13 protein-coding genes are annotated in these 15,365 nt (G+C 61.8%); 3 read left to right on the top strand and 10 right to left on the bottom strand.

Annotated elements, in window-relative coordinates:
- Nucleotides 1-43 precede the first annotated feature (43 nt).
- The 10 genes from PLO63_08540 to PLO63_08495 all read right to left on the bottom strand — a co-directional run bounded on the left by PLO63_08540 (nucleotide 44) and on the right by PLO63_08495 (nucleotide 11,825).
- On the bottom strand, nucleotides 44-2,935 hold the full coding sequence (locus tag PLO63_08540; GenBank protein ID HOI74179.1) for a PAS domain S-box protein: 2,892 nt from the start codon (nucleotides 2,933-2,935) through the stop codon (nucleotides 44-46).
- 109 nt (nucleotides 2,936-3,044) lie between these two features.
- A complete protein-coding gene (locus PLO63_08535; GenBank protein HOI74178.1) occupies nucleotides 3,045-3,968 on the bottom strand; it encodes an MBL fold metallo-hydrolase in 924 nt (307 codons plus the stop codon).
- A 1-nt stretch (nucleotide 3,969) separates the two neighbouring features.
- Nucleotides 3,970-4,845 carry an HDOD domain-containing protein gene (locus PLO63_08530; protein HOI74177.1) on the bottom strand — a complete coding sequence of 292 codons (876 nt, stop codon included), beginning with the start codon at nucleotides 4,843-4,845 and terminating at the stop codon, nucleotides 3,970-3,972.
- A 35-nt stretch (nucleotides 4,846-4,880) separates the two neighbouring features.
- A complete protein-coding gene (locus PLO63_08525) occupies nucleotides 4,881-7,382 on the bottom strand; it encodes a PAS domain S-box protein (GenBank protein ID HOI74176.1) in 2,502 nt (833 codons plus the stop codon).
- Between the two features lie 242 nt (nucleotides 7,383-7,624).
- Nucleotides 7,625-8,098: a chemotaxis protein CheX gene (locus tag PLO63_08520; GenBank protein HOI74175.1), complete on the bottom strand. Its 474-nt coding sequence runs from the start codon at nucleotides 8,096-8,098 to the stop codon at nucleotides 7,625-7,627.
- A gap of 23 nt (nucleotides 8,099-8,121) precedes the next feature.
- The gene (locus tag PLO63_08515; protein HOI74174.1) at nucleotides 8,122-8,496 is read right to left on the bottom strand and encodes a response regulator; all 375 of its coding nucleotides are present in this window, start codon (nucleotides 8,494-8,496) and stop codon (nucleotides 8,122-8,124) included.
- A gap of 24 nt (nucleotides 8,497-8,520) precedes the next feature.
- Entirely contained in the window at nucleotides 8,521-8,979 is a 459-nt protein-coding gene (locus tag PLO63_08510) for a chemotaxis protein CheX (GenBank protein ID HOI74173.1), read from the bottom strand.
- 27 nt (nucleotides 8,980-9,006) lie between these two features.
- A complete protein-coding gene (locus PLO63_08505) occupies nucleotides 9,007-9,852 on the bottom strand; it encodes an HDOD domain-containing protein (GenBank protein HOI74172.1) in 846 nt (281 codons plus the stop codon).
- Nucleotides 9,853-10,332 carry a chemotaxis protein CheD gene (locus tag PLO63_08500; GenBank protein HOI74171.1) on the bottom strand — a complete coding sequence of 160 codons (480 nt, stop codon included), beginning with the start codon at nucleotides 10,330-10,332 and terminating at the stop codon, nucleotides 9,853-9,855.
- A gap of 122 nt (nucleotides 10,333-10,454) precedes the next feature.
- The gene (locus PLO63_08495; protein ID HOI74170.1) at nucleotides 10,455-11,825 is read right to left on the bottom strand and encodes a sigma-54 dependent transcriptional regulator; all 1,371 of its coding nucleotides are present in this window, start codon (nucleotides 11,823-11,825) and stop codon (nucleotides 10,455-10,457) included.
- Between the two features lie 361 nt (nucleotides 11,826-12,186).
- Between PLO63_08495 and PLO63_08490 the strand changes: the two genes are divergently transcribed.
- Genes PLO63_08490 through PLO63_08480 form a run of 3 tightly spaced genes read left to right on the top strand, consistent with a single transcriptional unit; the run spans nucleotide 12,187 to nucleotide 15,352 of the window.
- The gene (locus tag PLO63_08490; GenBank protein ID HOI74169.1) at nucleotides 12,187-14,061 is read left to right on the top strand and encodes a methyl-accepting chemotaxis protein; all 1,875 of its coding nucleotides are present in this window, start codon (nucleotides 12,187-12,189) and stop codon (nucleotides 14,059-14,061) included.
- Nucleotide 14,062: 1 nt separating this feature from the next.
- Entirely contained in the window at nucleotides 14,063-14,902 is an 840-nt protein-coding gene (locus PLO63_08485) for a protein-glutamate O-methyltransferase (protein HOI74168.1), read from the top strand.
- A 27-nt stretch (nucleotides 14,903-14,929) separates the two neighbouring features.
- Entirely contained in the window at nucleotides 14,930-15,352 is a 423-nt protein-coding gene (locus PLO63_08480; protein HOI74167.1) for a response regulator, read from the top strand.
- Nucleotides 15,353-15,365: the final 13 nt, after the last annotated feature.

The following is a 15,365-nucleotide window of genomic DNA, read 5'->3' as shown; positions in this document are numbered from 1 at the left end:
CTTTCCTGCCGCAGGAGCATCGTCCGCCAGAGTTCTTTCGTGCTCAGGCTTCGATGACCTCGCGGATCTTCCGGGAAAGCTCGTCCAGGCGGAACGGCTTCTGGAGAAACCCCTGGACCCCCTTCTCCAGGATCTCCGAGGCCTGGCCCTCCAGGCTGTACCCGCTTGACAGAAGGACCCGGACCCCCGGCCGCATCGCCTGCAGTGCATCATTCACCTCGCCGCCGCCCATCCCCGGCATGATCATGTCCAGGATCACCACGTCGATCTCCGACCCCCGGGATCCGAAAACCTCCAGAGCCTCCGGACCGCTCTCCGCTGTCAGGACCTGGTATCCCAGCCCCGTCAGCATCTCCCGCGTCACCTCCCGGACCATCGGCTCATCATCCACCACCAGAATCACCCCCCGGCCCCGCTCGATCCCCGACGGTGCCGGCTCTTCCCGCAAGACAGCCTCCCCCGTCGCCGGGAGATACACCTCGAACGTCGTCCCCCGGCCGGGCTCACTGGACACGGTGATGATCCCCCCGTGACCTTTCAGGATGCCGTATGCCGACGCCAGTCCCAGGCCCGTTCCCCGGCCCATCCCCTTCGTCGTGAAAAACGGATCGAAGATCCGCTGCAGCGTCCGCTCGTCCATCCCGACCCCCGTGTCCGATACGGACACCTTCACGTAGCGGCCCGCCCCAATCCCGTATATCCGGCAAAACACATCATCCAGCTCCACGTTCGACGTCTCCAGGCTCAGGTCCCCTCCCCCGGGCATCGCCTGCCACGCGTTCACGAACAGGTTCAGAAACACCTGCTCCAGCTGGCCCCGGTCCACCTCCACGCTCCACAGCGATCCATCGTACTTCTCGTCGACCCGGATCTCCTTTTTTGTCCGGCCGAACATTCTGGCTGTCTTCGCCACCAGCTCGTTCAGGTCCGTCGGCTTCACCTCGTAACGTCCGCCGCGCGCAAGCCCCAGGAGCTGGCGCGTCAGTTCCGACCCGCTCCGGACCTGCGACTCGATCGCCTTCAGCTTCTCAAGGTGCGGATGCCCCTCCTCCAGGTCCAGCATCATCAGCGACGCATACCCCTGGATCCCCATGAGGAGGTTGTTGAAGTCATGGGCAATCCCTCCCGCCAGCGTCCCCAGGGACTCCAGCTTCTGTGCCTGCAGCAGCTGCTCCTGCATGTGCTCCAGCTTCTCCCGGGCCTCCCGGATCTCCGTAACGTCCATGTTGTTGCCCAGGACCGCCGCCTGCCCCTGGTAGGTAACCGACGTCACCGACTCGAGAATCCAGCGGATCTCTCCGCTCCCGTTTACGATCCGGTACTCGTAGGGCGGACCCGGTTCCCCTCTCAGCATCCGCCGCGCCTTCGTCCTCACCATGTCCCGGTCCCCCGGGTGCACGATCTCCCGGGTGGAGGTCCCGATCAGATCCTTCTCCGAGAGACCCGTGTACTGCAGCACGTGGCGGTTTACGAACCGGAACGTCCCGCCGATGGCGATAAACTCCCCCGCCTGGGAGTTGTTCGCCATGATGCGGTACTGCTCCTCCGCGCGGACCCGTTCCGTGATGTCGCGGAAAACGCCCCGGAAACCCGCGGGACGACCGTCCGCATCCCGGATAACCGATGCGGAGTGCTCGACGGTGCGACGCTCCCCCTTCCTGGAGAGAAGGTCCAGCTCATATCTCCGGATGGGCGCCCCTGTGAGGAACATCTCGCCATAGGCCCGGGCAATGTGCCTGCGCACGTCCTCGTCCGCCGTGAATTGTTTGTAGCTGGAGCCGAGGATCTCCTCCTCCCCGTAGCCCATGGCCCGCCGGAAGGATTCGTTGCAGAAGGTGACATGCCCGCCGATGTCGAACTCGACGTAGCCTTCCTCGATCTCCTCGAGGATCGTGCTGTAGCGTTGCTCGGTCCTCCGGAGCGCCTCTTCCGCCGCCCGGCGGTCCGTCACATCCAGGAGGATCCCGTTGAAGACGACCTCATCTCCCCTCCATGTCGGCACGGACAGGCCCCGGAACCACATTACATCACCGGAATCTCTCACGTACCGGCCCTCGAAATCCCATCGGCGAAAGGCTGCGACCGACTCCGCAATCGAATCCACGAATCGTTTGTGGTCGTCGGGGTGGACCCGGGAGGAAAACTCCTCGAAGAATGCCGCCGTGTCCCTGGATAATCCAAAAAGCTCCGCGGCCCGGTCGCTTAGGTAAGAAAGCCCCATCTCGCCGTTCGGGCGGGCATAGAACTGATAGACGAGACCCGGCAGGCTGGCAGTGACGGCGGACACCTGCTCCGTCCTCCGCTGCAGTGCCTCCTCGGCCTTCTTGCGTTCCGAGAGCTGCTCCCGGGCGGACCGCAGCAGGTCCTCCTGCGCCCGGAAGGATTGACGGAGCGTCGCCGCCAGGAGGACGATGCCGAAGGCGAGGGTGATCCAGCGGGCCAGGGGCGGCTGGGGGAAAAAGTACAGCGGCAGGACTCCCCGGATCTCCAGGACGGCCAGCGTGAGGCAGGTCAGGACGGCCAGTGCGATCGTCCAGACGGCCGCCCGCCAGCCCAGGATCAGCCCCGCCACGGCCGGCAGGACGACGAACTGGACCAGGTTCGTGTCTTTCATGCCGCTGCCCAGGATGACGACCGCGAGGAAGTGGATCCAGAGCCCGGCGATCACGAACGCGCCGGCCGCGCGGATGCGCCGGCGGTGCATCAGCAGGTAGCCGCCCAGGACGACGAGCAGGGCAAACAGGCTGGTGGCGGCGCTGGCCAGTTTCTCACCGTAGATGAAGGGGACTCCGACAAGGAGGGAAAAAAGCACCAGCGCGAGCATGAACGCCAGCATGGTGGCGAGCACCCCGGCCGCGCGGGTCTGGAACTCGTCGTCCGGAAACACGGGGGGACGGAGCCAGGAGCGGAGCGTCGTCAAAACATCCATCGGCATGCGGCAGGCCTCCTTTCCCGCTCTGCCACCCGTGCCCGTTCCGGAAGGGCATCACGGACCCGGCGACAGGATCGCAGCAGCAGCGGTTTCCGTTTTAACGTCGCGAGCGTTACCCGATATCCAACTCCAGGCCCTCGCGGGCAAACAGCACCTCCGGCCGGCCTCCCGTGCCGGCCGGGCAGAGTGTTGCCGCCAGGGCGTTCATCCCGGCATCGGTCCGCATCGGCTCATGGTGGAAAAGGACCAGCTTCCCGACACCGGCCCTTCCGGCCGCCTCGATGGCGTGCTCCATCGGCGAATGCCCCCAGCCGGTTTTCCCGTTTTCATACTCCTCCCGGGTGTACTGGGCGTCATGGACCAGGCAGTCGGCGCCCCGGAAGAACGCCTCGAGGCGCTGGTTCCGTTCCCTGGCAACGGCTTCCCCCTCCGCGGCCATTTCCGCGCTGTAGGAGGGATCGTCGGGATCCGTCGCAAAGATGTTCCGGAACGGCTCCGTGTCGAAGACGGTGCAGAGAACCGCGCCCTCCCGCTCGAACCGGTATCCCAGGCTCAGGACGGGATGGTTGAGATAGATGGTCGAGACCCGGAGCCCCTCTCCCAGGTCGATATGCTCTTCCTTCAGGTCAAAATACCGGATCTCCGCGGCCAGGTCCGTCCAGCGGACCGGGAAGTACCGGTAGGCCATCTGCCCGCCCATGACATCCCGCATCGTCTCCGCTTCATAGGTCGCGGGCCCGTAGATGTTGATCCTCGTTCCGGGAACGTAGACGGGCGTGAAGAAGGGAAAGCCCATGATGTGGTCCCAGTGGGTGTGAGTGAGAAAGAGGTCGGCACGGATCGGCCCCCCGGGGAGGTCGCGGGCCATCATGAGGTTGCCCAGTTCCCGGATGCCTGAACCGGCGTCGATGATCACGGTCCGTCTGGAGCCTTCAAGCCGAAGCTCGATGCAGGGGGTGTTGCCGCCGTATTGGACGGTGTCGGGCCCGGGGCAGGGGATGGATCCCCGAACCCCCCAGAACCGGATCTTCATCATGTCAGGCCTTCCCCGCGATGCTCAGGAATATCTTCGCCCGCTCGATTTCGTCCGTGACGGCGTCGCGGAGCTCCCCGACCGCCGGCATGTCCATCCCGGTCTCCGCCCCCAGGCGGGCGACCCGGGGATCGTCCGCGGAGAGTTCCCGGCTTCCGCAGCGCCTGAATAGATGATAGCAGTCATCCGCCAGCCGGACGATCGTCACCATGGGCCGCCACTCGTCCTTCGCGGCCGGGGGATCGTGGTGGCAGCGCATCACTTCCCGCATGGACTCCGCCTGTCGCCATTTGTCGGCGATCAGGACGCCGATCCGCCCGTGATTCATCCCCAGGACCCGCTCCTCCGCCTCGCTGCTGGATTCGGCTGTCCCGTCCTCCAACAATGCGACCGCGTCACCGTAATCATCCGGAAACACGCTGCTCAGGGGGATTTTCCCCAAGTCGTGGAGCAGACCCGCCACGAAGTATTCCTCCCGCCGGATCGCGGGAACGCCCTGCCGGGCCGCCAGGGATTTGGCAATCACCCCCACCCCGATGGAGTGGGTCCAGAACTCATCCATGGACAGCGCCTTGCGGCCTCCGCCGCCTCCCAGAGCCTCCAGGATCGCCGTGCTCAGGGCCAGGTTCTTGACGGTGTTGATGCCCAGGACGATGATGGCCCGGGTGAGGGACGTCACTTCGTCGGGAAGGGAATAATATGCGGAATTGATCAGGTGGAGCACCCTTCCCGTCAGGACCGGATCGAGTGAAATCACCCGGTTCAGGTCGTTGGGAGACGTGTCCGGCCGGTTGCAGATGTCCAGGACCTTCGCGACTGTCGTGGAGAGGCTCGGCATGCGGCCGATATAGGCTTCAACCTGCTTCAGGCGCTCATCCATGGGGTACCCCGCCTCCGTCTGCCGTTCATGACGGCTCACTCCGCCAGGACGCTGCGGACCTTCCGGGAGAGATCCTCGATGCGAAAGGGCTTCTGGAGGAACTCGCGAATGCCGCGCTCCATGATTTCCCGTGCCATCCCGTCGATGCTGTATCCGCTGGAGAGGATCACACGAACCTCCGGATTCATGGCCCGCAGAGCATCATAGACCTCTCCGCCCCCCATTCCCGGCATGATCATGTCCAGGATCACCAGGTCGATTCCTCCGCCCCCGGAAGCGAACAGGGAAACCGCCTCCTCGCCACTCCCCGCCGTCAGGACCCGGTACCCCAGATCTTCCAGCATCTCCTTCGTCACGTCGCGAATGAAGGTCTCGTCATCCACCACCAGGACCGTTTCACACCCCGTCTTCATCGCATCGTCTCGGGATTGTGCTTCTTCCTCCGGCGCCCGGTCCGACGCCGGCAGGAAAATCCCGAACGTCGTCCCTCGGCCGGGCTCACTCGACACCTGGATGAATCCTCCGTGTCCCTTGACGATCCCGTAAGCGGAGGCCAGTCCCAGGCCCGTCCCCCGTCCCATCTCCTTGGTTGTGAAAAACGGATCGAAGATCCGCTGTCGCGTCCGTTCATCCATTCCCACGCCGGTATCCGCGATCACGGCCTTCACGTAGCGCCCCGGAGCAACCAGGTGGACCCGGCTGTCCTCCTCGTTCAGCATCACGCCGGACGTCTCCACATAAAGCTCGCCGCCCCCGGGCATCGCCTGCCAGGCATTGACGAGCAGATTCAGGAAGACCTGCTCCATCTGCCCCCGGTCCGCCTCGACCGCCAGGGGACGGCCCGCATACTTCTCGAATACGCGGATCTCCTTTCTGGTCCGGCCGAACAGGAGTACCGTTTTCCGGAGCAGATCGTTGAGATCCGTCGGCTTCACCTCGTATCGCCCTCCCCGGGCAAAACCCAGGAGTTGGCGGGTCAGATCCGAGCCACTCCGGACCTGCGACTCGATCGCCTTCAGTCTTTCGTGATGCGGATGGCTCTCCTTCGTCTCCAGCAGCATCAGCGATGCATAGCCCTGGATGCCCATGAGCAGGTTGTTGAAGTCGTGGGCGATGCCGCCCGCCAGCGTCCCCAGCGACTCCAGTTTCTGTGCCTGGAGAAGCTGCTCCTGCACCCGTTCGAGCTCTTCCCGGGCGTCCCGCAATTCCGTGACATCCATCATTTCGCCGAGAACGGCCCGCTGTCCCTGGTACATGGCCGGGGTGAACGTGCCCATGAGCCACCGGACACCGCCTGTCTTCGTCCGGATCCGGTATTCGCAGGGAGTGGTCCGCCTGCCCGCCAGCATGTCCCGGGCCTGCCGGCCCGCCGTCTCCCGGTCCTTCGGATGGACGTAACGAATGCTCGACGTTCCCAGGAGCTCTTCCTCCGCGTATCCGGAAAGGAAGACGGCCTTGGGATTTATGTAGCGGAGAAGTCCGTCCGTGGCAATAAAGATTCCCGACTGGGAATTGTGCAGCGTGATGCGGCGCTGCTCCTCCTCCCTTCTCCGGGCCGTGATGTCCCGGCAGACAAAGACGGCGCCGAAGGGGGAGCCGTCCTCGCGGCGGAGGACGTCACCGTTGACCTCCGCGGTGAGCCGCCCGCCACTCTTCAAAAGGAATTGGTACTCGATCGGGCCCAAAGGGGCCTCCTGCATCCGAATCGTGTTGAGGAAGGCCCGGTCCCGGTCGTCGGGTGCGAGGAAGGACAGCATATCGGCCCCGACCATTTCCTCCCGCCGGTAGCCTCCGACCTCCAGCGCATGATCATTCACGTATTCGATCACCCCCTCCCCGTTGACCCGAATCACGACATCGGGAATCGTGTTCACCGTGCGGACAAACAGTTCCCGGCTCTCCTGCAGGGAATCGAGTGCAGCCAGGCGCTCCCGGCTCTCCCGGCGGGACGTCCGGAGAGACCGGTCCAGGGTCCGGAGGGCGTCGTTCAACATGAGGACGGTGACCAGGATGGCGAAGGTGGCCTGGCTCCACTGCGAAAACGGAGGCTGGGGAAAGAAGCGAAGGGGCAGGAGACCCCAGGTTTCCAGCAGCGTCAGGACCAGGAGCATCGCGACGGAAGCGGCCGTGGCACCCAGGGCGGCGCGCTGCCCCAGGAGGAGCCCCGTCATCACGATGAGTGCGGTGACAAATGTGATGTTTGCGTCCCCGAGACCCTTCCCGGCGATCATGACCAGGAATATGACGATCCAGAGGGAGGAGAGAAGGAGGGCTGCGCCCCTGCGGACGGCACCCCGGTGCAGGAGATGCCGGCAGACGAGGACGAGGACGAGGACCACGGCTACGAACACGGCGCTGGTCCCCTTGCGCTCATAGAAAAAGGGGATGACGATCAGGACGGCCGGCAGGCACAGGAGCAGGATGCCGTTCGTCAGGTGATGGAGAAGAACGGCCGCATGGCGGACATCCTCCTCTCCCGCTACGCGGGGGGGCTGAAAAAAAGAGCGGAGACGCGAGAACGCTTCCCGGCTCGTCATGACGGTTCCTCCGATGTCGGCGCTTTCCTTCGGCCCGGCCGGAGACGACCGGTGATCCGGTCAATCACCCATGCGGCGATTATCCTGGTCCCGTTCGGGAGAGGTCATCGCCGTGGGCCGCGCGGACCGGGAACTTCCCGGGTGTTCCGGAGAAGATCGATCCCCCGGGGGGGGGGATTCCCGCCGCTTGTTGTCGTTTCACCGCGTTCATCGATCCGATACCGTCCTTGAGGGGAATCGTTTCAGGAACCGTTGGCGAGTATCAGGCAGACATCCACAAAAAAGGGACCGTAATCCGTCTCAAAAGGAATGATGATGGAAGGGCCTCCGAGAACGTGCCGGATGGAATGCCCGCCGCCGGACACCACCGTGGGGATGGCTGCCGTAACGCTCAGGCCTTCCGACTCCAGCTTCTTGCGGGCGGATCCGGAGACCATGTTGGTCAGCTCCCCCACAGCATCTTTGACATCGCCGTTGATGGAGGTCTGTTCCTCGCCCAGCATGTTCGAAACGACCTTCAAAATGCAGGATTCGCTGAACGTGAGGGCCAGCGAACCGCGAGCGGCACCGGTTAGGCCGATGACGCCGGAGACATCCCCCTTGGCCGCGTTGTCTTTCTTCAGGAAGGCCTTCCCCGGCCTCGGCTCCACGAAAGCCATCATCTGGAGCACATCCGTGGTGCCGGCCAGGAATGCATTGATAAAGCGAACGTCCATAGGTCTCTCCTAACCGTTCTTCACTACCCCAGAATTTTCTGCAGCTTTTCATTCATCGCTTCCGCCGTGAAGGGCTTGACGATGTAATTGCTCACCCCCGCCTTGACCGCCGCCACGACGTTTTCCTGCAGCGCCTCGGCCGTGACCATGAGGAAGGGTGTCGCCTTGAGCTCTTCATCGGCGCGGACGGCCTTGAGGAGTTCCAGGCCGGTCATGTTGGGCATGTTCCAGTCGCTGATGATCAGGTCGATCTTCTGGGACTTGAGTACTCGGAGCGCAATTGATCCGTCTTCCGCCTCCACGACGTTCTCATACCCGATCTGCTTGAGAATGTTCCGGATCACCTTCCTCATGGTGGCGAAATCATCAACAATCAGAAGTTTTAATCCCTTGTCCATATTGGGTGCCCCTTTCTATGTACCTTATGAAATCGTTGCCCTGAACACGACCTGCATCCCGTCGGCATCGAACCGGAGATGGATCTCCCCCGCCTCCCCGCCTTCCGCCGGCACAGGTGCCGCATCCGCCCTTCCGCAGGACGGCAGCGTGAGATTCGCAATGCGGTCGGAGTCGACCAGCCGGAGAAAACTGCCACATATCATGTTGACGCACTCCTTGAGGCAGTCCTCCCTCAGGGCGTCCGTCACATCATCCCCTTCCAGGACCAGGCTGTTCTCCACCATTGCCGTGGCGATCTCCCCGCTGAACCAGGCGTCAAACCGTCCGTTCAGGACTCCCGTGAACCCGATCGAGGCCTGCCATGACGGCGCGCTCTCTTCTCCCTCCAGCGGCTCCAGGTACAGGTAATACATCTTCTCAAAGACATCGAAGATGGCCTTGACCAGTTGCTGCTCGGTTTCTCCGTATCCCTGCTTCTTCATACTCTCTCCCCTCTGGAATCCGCCCTTTCAATTGACCAGATGCAGGACGTCCGCCGCCTTGTCGAGCTCGTCGAGAAGGACGATCAGGTTCTTTTCCAGGTCGACCTCCCGGAGCTGGAACTGTTTCATGACCGAACCGATGCCCCGGTGGGCAAGGCCGTCGAGTCCTCCGTCAATGCCCGCCATCAGGCAGAACTGATCGGAAAGATAAATCAGGCCGGCATTGGAATTTTCGTCCTCGAGGAGGTCCGGGCGATGGTGGAACGCAATCCCGTCCCGGATCGCCGGCGGAAAATTCCACTGATCGGCGATCCTTCCTCCCAGCTCCGCATGGTTGATTCCCAGGATCTCCTCCTCCGCTTCCAGGAAGGAACAGCTTCTGCGTTCCATCAGGACCTGGATCTTCTCGAAGGCGTCCTGGACGAATTCCCCCAGGATCAGTTTCCCGATGTCGTGCATCAAGGCCGCTGTGTAGAGCTCCTGGTCCTCGCGCTTGCGCAGCTGCCGGGAGAGGATCTGGGACATCACGGCTACGGCGACCGAGTGTTCCCACAGCGCCTTCCCCTTGTCCACGTAGCCGCCCTTGGACGCCTGGAAAAAACGGGACGCGCCGGCGGTGAACACGGCGGACTGGAGATGTCTCCGCCCCAGGAAGACCACGGCTTCATGGATGGTCCGGATCTTCTGCCTTGAGCCGAAATACGCGGAGTTGCTCATTTTCATAATGTTGGCGGTGATGGCCTGATCGTACTGGATGACCTTCACCAGATCCTGGGTCGAATAGTCGTCGTCCCGCAGCAGATCCGCGACTTTCTGCACGGAGGCCGGAAACGCGGGCAGCTTTCGGATGGACTGCAGTATTTTCTCGACCATTTAGATTTCCTTCAAAGTTCCGTTCGACACCTTGACGAGGCACTTGCCGTCGGACACGCTGAGTCGAACCGTCCGGTTGAAATTCAGCCCCGTATCTTCCGCATTGATCAGGACATTGTTCCTCCAGAAGATCTTTCTCATGGCCGTGATGTTTTTCTTCCCGATCCGGAAGTAGTCCGTATCGTTCAGAATGCTGGCTCCACCGGCCACCTTGACGGTCATTCTCTTCTTCTCGGCGCCCAGTTGATAGCAGGACTTGAACAGCATGGGGATCCCCGTATCGGCGAACATGGCCGGCGCCTGGCCCGCCTTCGCCTGGTCGAGGGTGGAATCGGGGAGCATGAAATGAAGCAGTCCCGCCACCCCGGCCACGGGATCATGGACGGCCACGGCGATGCAGGATCCCAGCGCATAGGTCACGAGGACGTCCTCTTTCCGGTTGCTGCACTTGATGTCAGAAATGCCGACGACGATATCCACCTTGCCATCCTGAGCGAGGAATCATTTCAGGATGCGGCAATGCAAATTCGAGACCACACTCAAAAAGGCCTCGACGCCGGACGACAAAGGAAGGTCCATTTCGGGAACAAAACAGGAAGTGGTTACAATCGTTTCAGTTTTTCCACAAGGGTAGTCCGATTGAGATTCAGCAGCTTGGCGGCTCGATTCTTGACTCCCCCCGATTTTTCCAGGGCCTTCAGGAGAAGATCCTTCTCGAACTGGATCACCATGTCGTTAAAATTGACGCCCTCGTCAGGAAAGTCGACAGAGTAGACCTGCTCGACCCTGCTCTTGCGCGAGGCGATTTTCTCCGGAAGATCCTCGACGGTGATCTCCCCGGAATCCTTCATGACCACGAGCATCTCCACCATGTTTTCCAGTTCCCGGACATTGCCCGGCCAGGGGTAGTCCATGAGGGCCTGGATCGCCTCGGCGGAAAACCGGGGCACCGTCTTTTTGTTCTGCTTGTTGAATTTCTTGAGAAAGGAGTTCGCCAGGATGGCCACGTCCAAGCCCCGTTCCCGGAGGGGCGGCAGGTAGATCGGGATCACGTTGATGCGGTAAAAGAGGTCCTCCCGGAAACGCTTTTCCCGGACGGCATCCTCCAGGTCCTGGTTCGTTGCGGCGATGATCCGCACATCCGCGTTGAAGGTCCGGACTCCGCCGATGCGCTCGTACTGCCTTTCCTGGATGACCCGGAGCACCTTGACCTGCAGCGCCTGGCTCATGTCGCCGATTTCATCCAGGAAGATCGTGCCTCCCTGGGCCAGTTCGAACCGTCCCATCCGGGTCCGGATGGCCCCCGTGAAGGCGCCCTTCTCGTGGCCGAAGAGCTCGCTCTCCAGGAGGTCTTCGGGAATGGCTCCGCAGTTGACCGGCACCAGGGGCGCCTCCTTGCGTTCGCTGTTGAAATGGATCGCCCGGGCGGCCAGCTCCTTCCCCGTCCCGCTTTCCCCGTGAATCAGGATCGTACTGTCGGTGGTGGAAACCTTTTGAATCTTCTCGAAGACTTTCTTCATGGTCTCGCTGTAGCCGATCAGCTTGCCCAGATCGAATCGCTCTTTCAGGTGGTCCCTCAGAACCACGTTTTCTTCCTTCAGTTTATGGAAGGACAGCGCCCGGTTGACGGAGATCTTGAGACGGTCTTCCCGGATGGGCTTGGTGATGTAATCGAACGCGCCCATTTTCATGGCGTCCACCGCCGTGTTCACCGTTCCGTAACCGGTAATCAGGATGACCAGCGCATCCGGATTGATTTCCTTTATGAAGGATAGAAGCTCCAAACCATCGATGCGGGGCATTCGCAGGTCCGTCAGGACCAGGTCGTAGCGGTCGGTGACATAGGCATCCATGGCCTCCTTGCCGTCGGTGAAGGCGACGGCCTCGTAACCGCTTTCCTCCAGAAGGTCCTTCAGATTCTGGCGGCTCATGTCATCATCTTCGGCGATCAGGATCCGGTGGCGCTTCGCCATGGGTTTTTCTCCTCCGACTCCAAGGGTTTGACGGATTGTCAATTTCATGACAGGAATTGTCAAGCAATTTGTAAGGCTGGAATCATTATCTTTTCGTCCCTCCCGGTTACCCCTCGCACCTGTCCCGTCTTTCGATCCGTCGGAGAAACGGTGGCACATCGCAGCAATACCGCAGAACCGGCTTTCCCTGCTGCATCGTGATTCCCTGTCGTTTTCCCGCTACGCGACGGGCAGGCGATACGAGATCGTCCGGAACAATCGCAAAATCAAGATGGCCCTAAAATTGCTTTGGACTGCCCAGACGCATAATTCCCGCAACGACCCCGCGAGGGCCGAAATAGATGCAAGGAGGCGATTTTTCATGAAGAAGCGGTCTTTGAACTTCAAACTCATCACCGGCGGAATCCTGATTGTCCTGATCCCGCTGATCGTGGTCGGCACGTTCAGCGCCTGGAAGTCGTCCGAGGCATTGACCGACATCTCGGAAAACCAGGTCGAGCTCGTCGCAAAGAACGTAAGCGGACTCGTCAACATGGCGCTCCTGGAGGAAATAAAGCTCATCTCCGGGATCGCAGCCGACGTGAACGTAATCGAGGCGACAAGCGGCAAAATCGACGGGGCGACCCAGCGCCTGACGGCAACCATGAAGAAGATCGGCCATGACTACGAGACGATCTTCGTGACCGATTCGACCGGCGCGATCCGCGCGGACGGCGTCGGCGGATCCTATGTCGGCATCAACATCGGCGAACGGGACTATTTCGCCGCGGCGAAGGCCGGCAAGGCAAACGTCGGGTCCGTCATCAAGTCCAAGAAGACGGGGAGTCCCGTCGCGGTCGTGGCCGCCCCCATTGTGGGAGGCAACGGCGAGTTCCGGGGGATCGTGGCGGTCGCCCTGAAGATCGACTTTCTCGTCGAGCAGATCGTCTCTGTCAAGATCGGGAAGACAGGGTACGCCTATATGACCGACCACGTGGGTACCGTCATCGCCCACCCGAAGAAGGAATTCATCCTGGAGCTCAACGCTACCAAGATGCAGGGCATGGAAAAAATCTCCCAGCGGATGATCGCGAAAGACACCGGCACGGAGAAGTATGTCTTCAACGGCGTCGCCAAGATCGCCGGCTTCGCCCCGGTTCAGCTCACCGGCTGGTCCGTTTGCTTCACCCAGGATCAGCAGGAGTTTCTCGCGGCGGCCCACATGATCCGGAACTTCATCCTGGTCATCGCCGTCGGCTTCCTGGCCCTGACCGTCGTGGGCGTCCTCTTCTTCGCCCGCAGCATCAGCCGTCCCATCACACACTCTGCCGACCAGTTGGGCGAGGCGGCGCAGCAGGTTTCCGCAGCGGCGGGTGAGGTCTCCGCCTCCAGCCAGTCCCTGGCGGAGGGAGCCTCCGAGCAGGCGGCGGCCCTGGAAGAGACCTCCTCCTCCCTGGAAGAGATGTCCTCCATGACGAAACAGAACGCCGGCAACGCCTCCCAGGCGGACGCCCTCATGAAGCAGGCCAACACCGTCGTGAAGAAGGCCAACGATTCCATGGAACATCTGACCAGCTCCATGCGGGAGATCACTGCGGCGAGCGAGGAGACCTCCAAGATCATCCGGACCATCGACGAGATCGCCTTCCAGACCAACCTCCTGGCCCTGAACGCGGCCGTGGAGGCGGCGCGGGCCGGGGAGGCCGGGGCGGGATTTGCCGTCGTGGCGGAAGAGGTCCGGAACCTGGCCATGCGGGCCGCCGAGGCCGCGAAGAACACTTCGGGCCTGATCGAGGGCACCGTCAAGAAGATCCGGGAAGGGTCCGATCTGGTGGGGAAAACAAGCGAGGCCTTCAGCGAGGTTGCCGTAAACTCCGCCAAGGTCGGGGAGCTGGTCGGGGAGATCGCCGCCGCCTCCAGCGAGCAGGCCCAGGGCATCGACCAGATCAACAAGGCCGTCGCGGAGATGGACAAGGTCACCCAGCAGACGGCGGCGAACGCCGAGGAATCGGCCTCCGCCTCGGAAGAGATGAACGCCCAGGCTGAGCAGATGAAGCAGGTGTCCATGGAGCTCCTTTCCGTCATCGGCGGCAGCAGCTCCAACGGGCACGGTGCCCTACATCTGTCGGAAGGTCCTGCGCGAAAGCTCCGCCTTCCGACCCTGAAGCGTCCCCCCGCGGCCGGCACAGCCCCGGCAAAAGGGATGAAACCCAAGGACATCATCCCCCTCGAAGACGGCGAGTTCAAGGATTTCTAAGATGACACTCTTTCAGTCCGCCACAGAACTGAAGGATAACGAGTACGACAAGATCAGCCGTCTCGTCTACGAGCAGTGCGGCATCTGCCTGCACGAGGGCAAGAAGGACCTGGTCAAGGCAAGACTCGGCAAGCGCCTGCGGGAAGGGGGGTTCAAGTCCTTCCTGGATTACTACAAGTATGTGACGACGGCGGAGGGAACGGAGGAGCTGATCACCATGATCGACTCCATTTCCACCAACGTCACGTACTTCTTCCGGGAGGAAAAGCATTTTCAGAAACTGACGGCCCTCCTTCCCGAGCTTGCCAGAGAGAAGGAGAAGAAGGGAAGGACGGAGGCAATCCGGATCTGGACGGCGGGCTGCTCCACCGGCGAGGAGCCCTACTCCGTCGCCATGTGCTTGAGCGAGGGTCTCAGGGACCGGCCCGTGCCTTTTCAAATCACCGCCACGGACATCTCCACCCGTGTTCTCCGCACGGCCATGCAGGGCGTGTACCCGGCGGACAAGGTGAAAGGCGTCCCTCCGCCGATGATGAAACGGTACTTTCAGTACGGCACGGGCGCATCCGAGGGCCAGCTCCGGGTCAAGCCGGAACTCCGCCGGCAGATCAGCTTCGAGCGGTTCAACCTGATGGAGGTCCCCCGTTTCACGCATCCGTTTGACCTCATTTTCTGCCGGAACGTGATGATCTATTTCGACAAGAAAACCCAGAGCGGGGTCGTCAGGCGCTTTCACGACGTCCTTTTGCCCGGCGGCCACCTCTTTATCGGCCACTCGGAAACCCTGACGGGCCTGGACCACCAGTTCCACTACGTGCAGCCCAGCATTTACAGGAAATAGGGCGGGCCGCCGCACAAAGGAGACCACATGTCCTTCAACATCCTCATCACCGACGATTCGCTTTCCATGAGGGCCGTCATCCGCAAGGTCATCAACCTGTCGGGGATCCCCGTAGCGGAATGCTTCGAGGCGGCCAACGGACGCCAGGCCCTGGAGATCCTTTCCCGGCACTGGGTGGACGTCATCATCTCCGACATCAACATGCCGGAAATGAACGGAATGGAACTATTGCAGGAGCTGAAGAGGGACAAGCTGTTCCAGGAGATTCCCGTGATCATGGTCTCCACCGAGGGAAACCGCGAGCGGATCGAAGAGGCGGAGCGCATGGGTGCCCGGGGGTTTCTCAAGAAACCCTTTGTACCGGAGGAGCTGCGGTCGGAGTTGTACCGCATCCTGGGACTCACCGAAGAAGGGACATACCAGGACGACTCGGGAACCAGTGATTTCTAACAACGAGAAGGAC

The organism is Syntrophales bacterium, assembly GCA_035363115.1.
In the GTDB taxonomy this organism is placed as follows: Bacteria; Desulfobacterota; Syntrophia; order Syntrophales; family PHBD01; genus PHBD01.
This window is presented reverse-complemented; position numbering and strand designations above follow the sequence as displayed.

Bases quoted from the DNA above. Each gene is read 5' to 3' on its own strand.
- PLO63_08515 (HOI74174.1), bottom strand. From the start codon at position 8,496: ATGGACAAGGGATTAAAACTTCTGATTGTTGATGATTTCGCCACCATG.
- PLO63_08485 (HOI74168.1), top strand. From the start codon at position 14,063: ATGACACTCTTTCAGTCCGCCACAGAACTGAAGGATAACGAGTACGAC.
- PLO63_08495 (HOI74170.1), bottom strand. From the start codon at position 11,825: ATGGCGAAGCGCCACCGGATCCTGATCGCCGAAGATGATGACATGAGC.
- PLO63_08530 (HOI74177.1), bottom strand. From the start codon at position 4,845: ATGGATGAGCGCCTGAAGCAGGTTGAAGCCTATATCGGCCGCATGCCG.
- PLO63_08480 (HOI74167.1), top strand. From the start codon at position 14,930: ATGTCCTTCAACATCCTCATCACCGACGATTCGCTTTCCATGAGGGCC.
- PLO63_08490 (HOI74169.1), top strand. From the start codon at position 12,187: ATGAAGAAGCGGTCTTTGAACTTCAAACTCATCACCGGCGGAATCCTG.
- PLO63_08505 (HOI74172.1), bottom strand. From the start codon at position 9,852: ATGGTCGAGAAAATACTGCAGTCCATCCGAAAGCTGCCCGCGTTTCCG.
- PLO63_08535 (HOI74178.1), bottom strand. From the start codon at position 3,968: ATGATGAAGATCCGGTTCTGGGGGGTTCGGGGATCCATCCCCTGCCCC.
- PLO63_08520 (HOI74175.1), bottom strand. From the start codon at position 8,098: ATGGACGTTCGCTTTATCAATGCATTCCTGGCCGGCACCACGGATGTG.
- PLO63_08525 (HOI74176.1), bottom strand. From the start codon at position 7,382: ATGACGAGCCGGGAAGCGTTCTCGCGTCTCCGCTCTTTTTTTCAGCCC.
- PLO63_08510 (HOI74173.1), bottom strand. From the start codon at position 8,979: ATGAAGAAGCAGGGATACGGAGAAACCGAGCAGCAACTGGTCAAGGCC.
- PLO63_08540 (HOI74179.1), bottom strand. From the start codon at position 2,935: ATGCCGATGGATGTTTTGACGACGCTCCGCTCCTGGCTCCGTCCCCCC.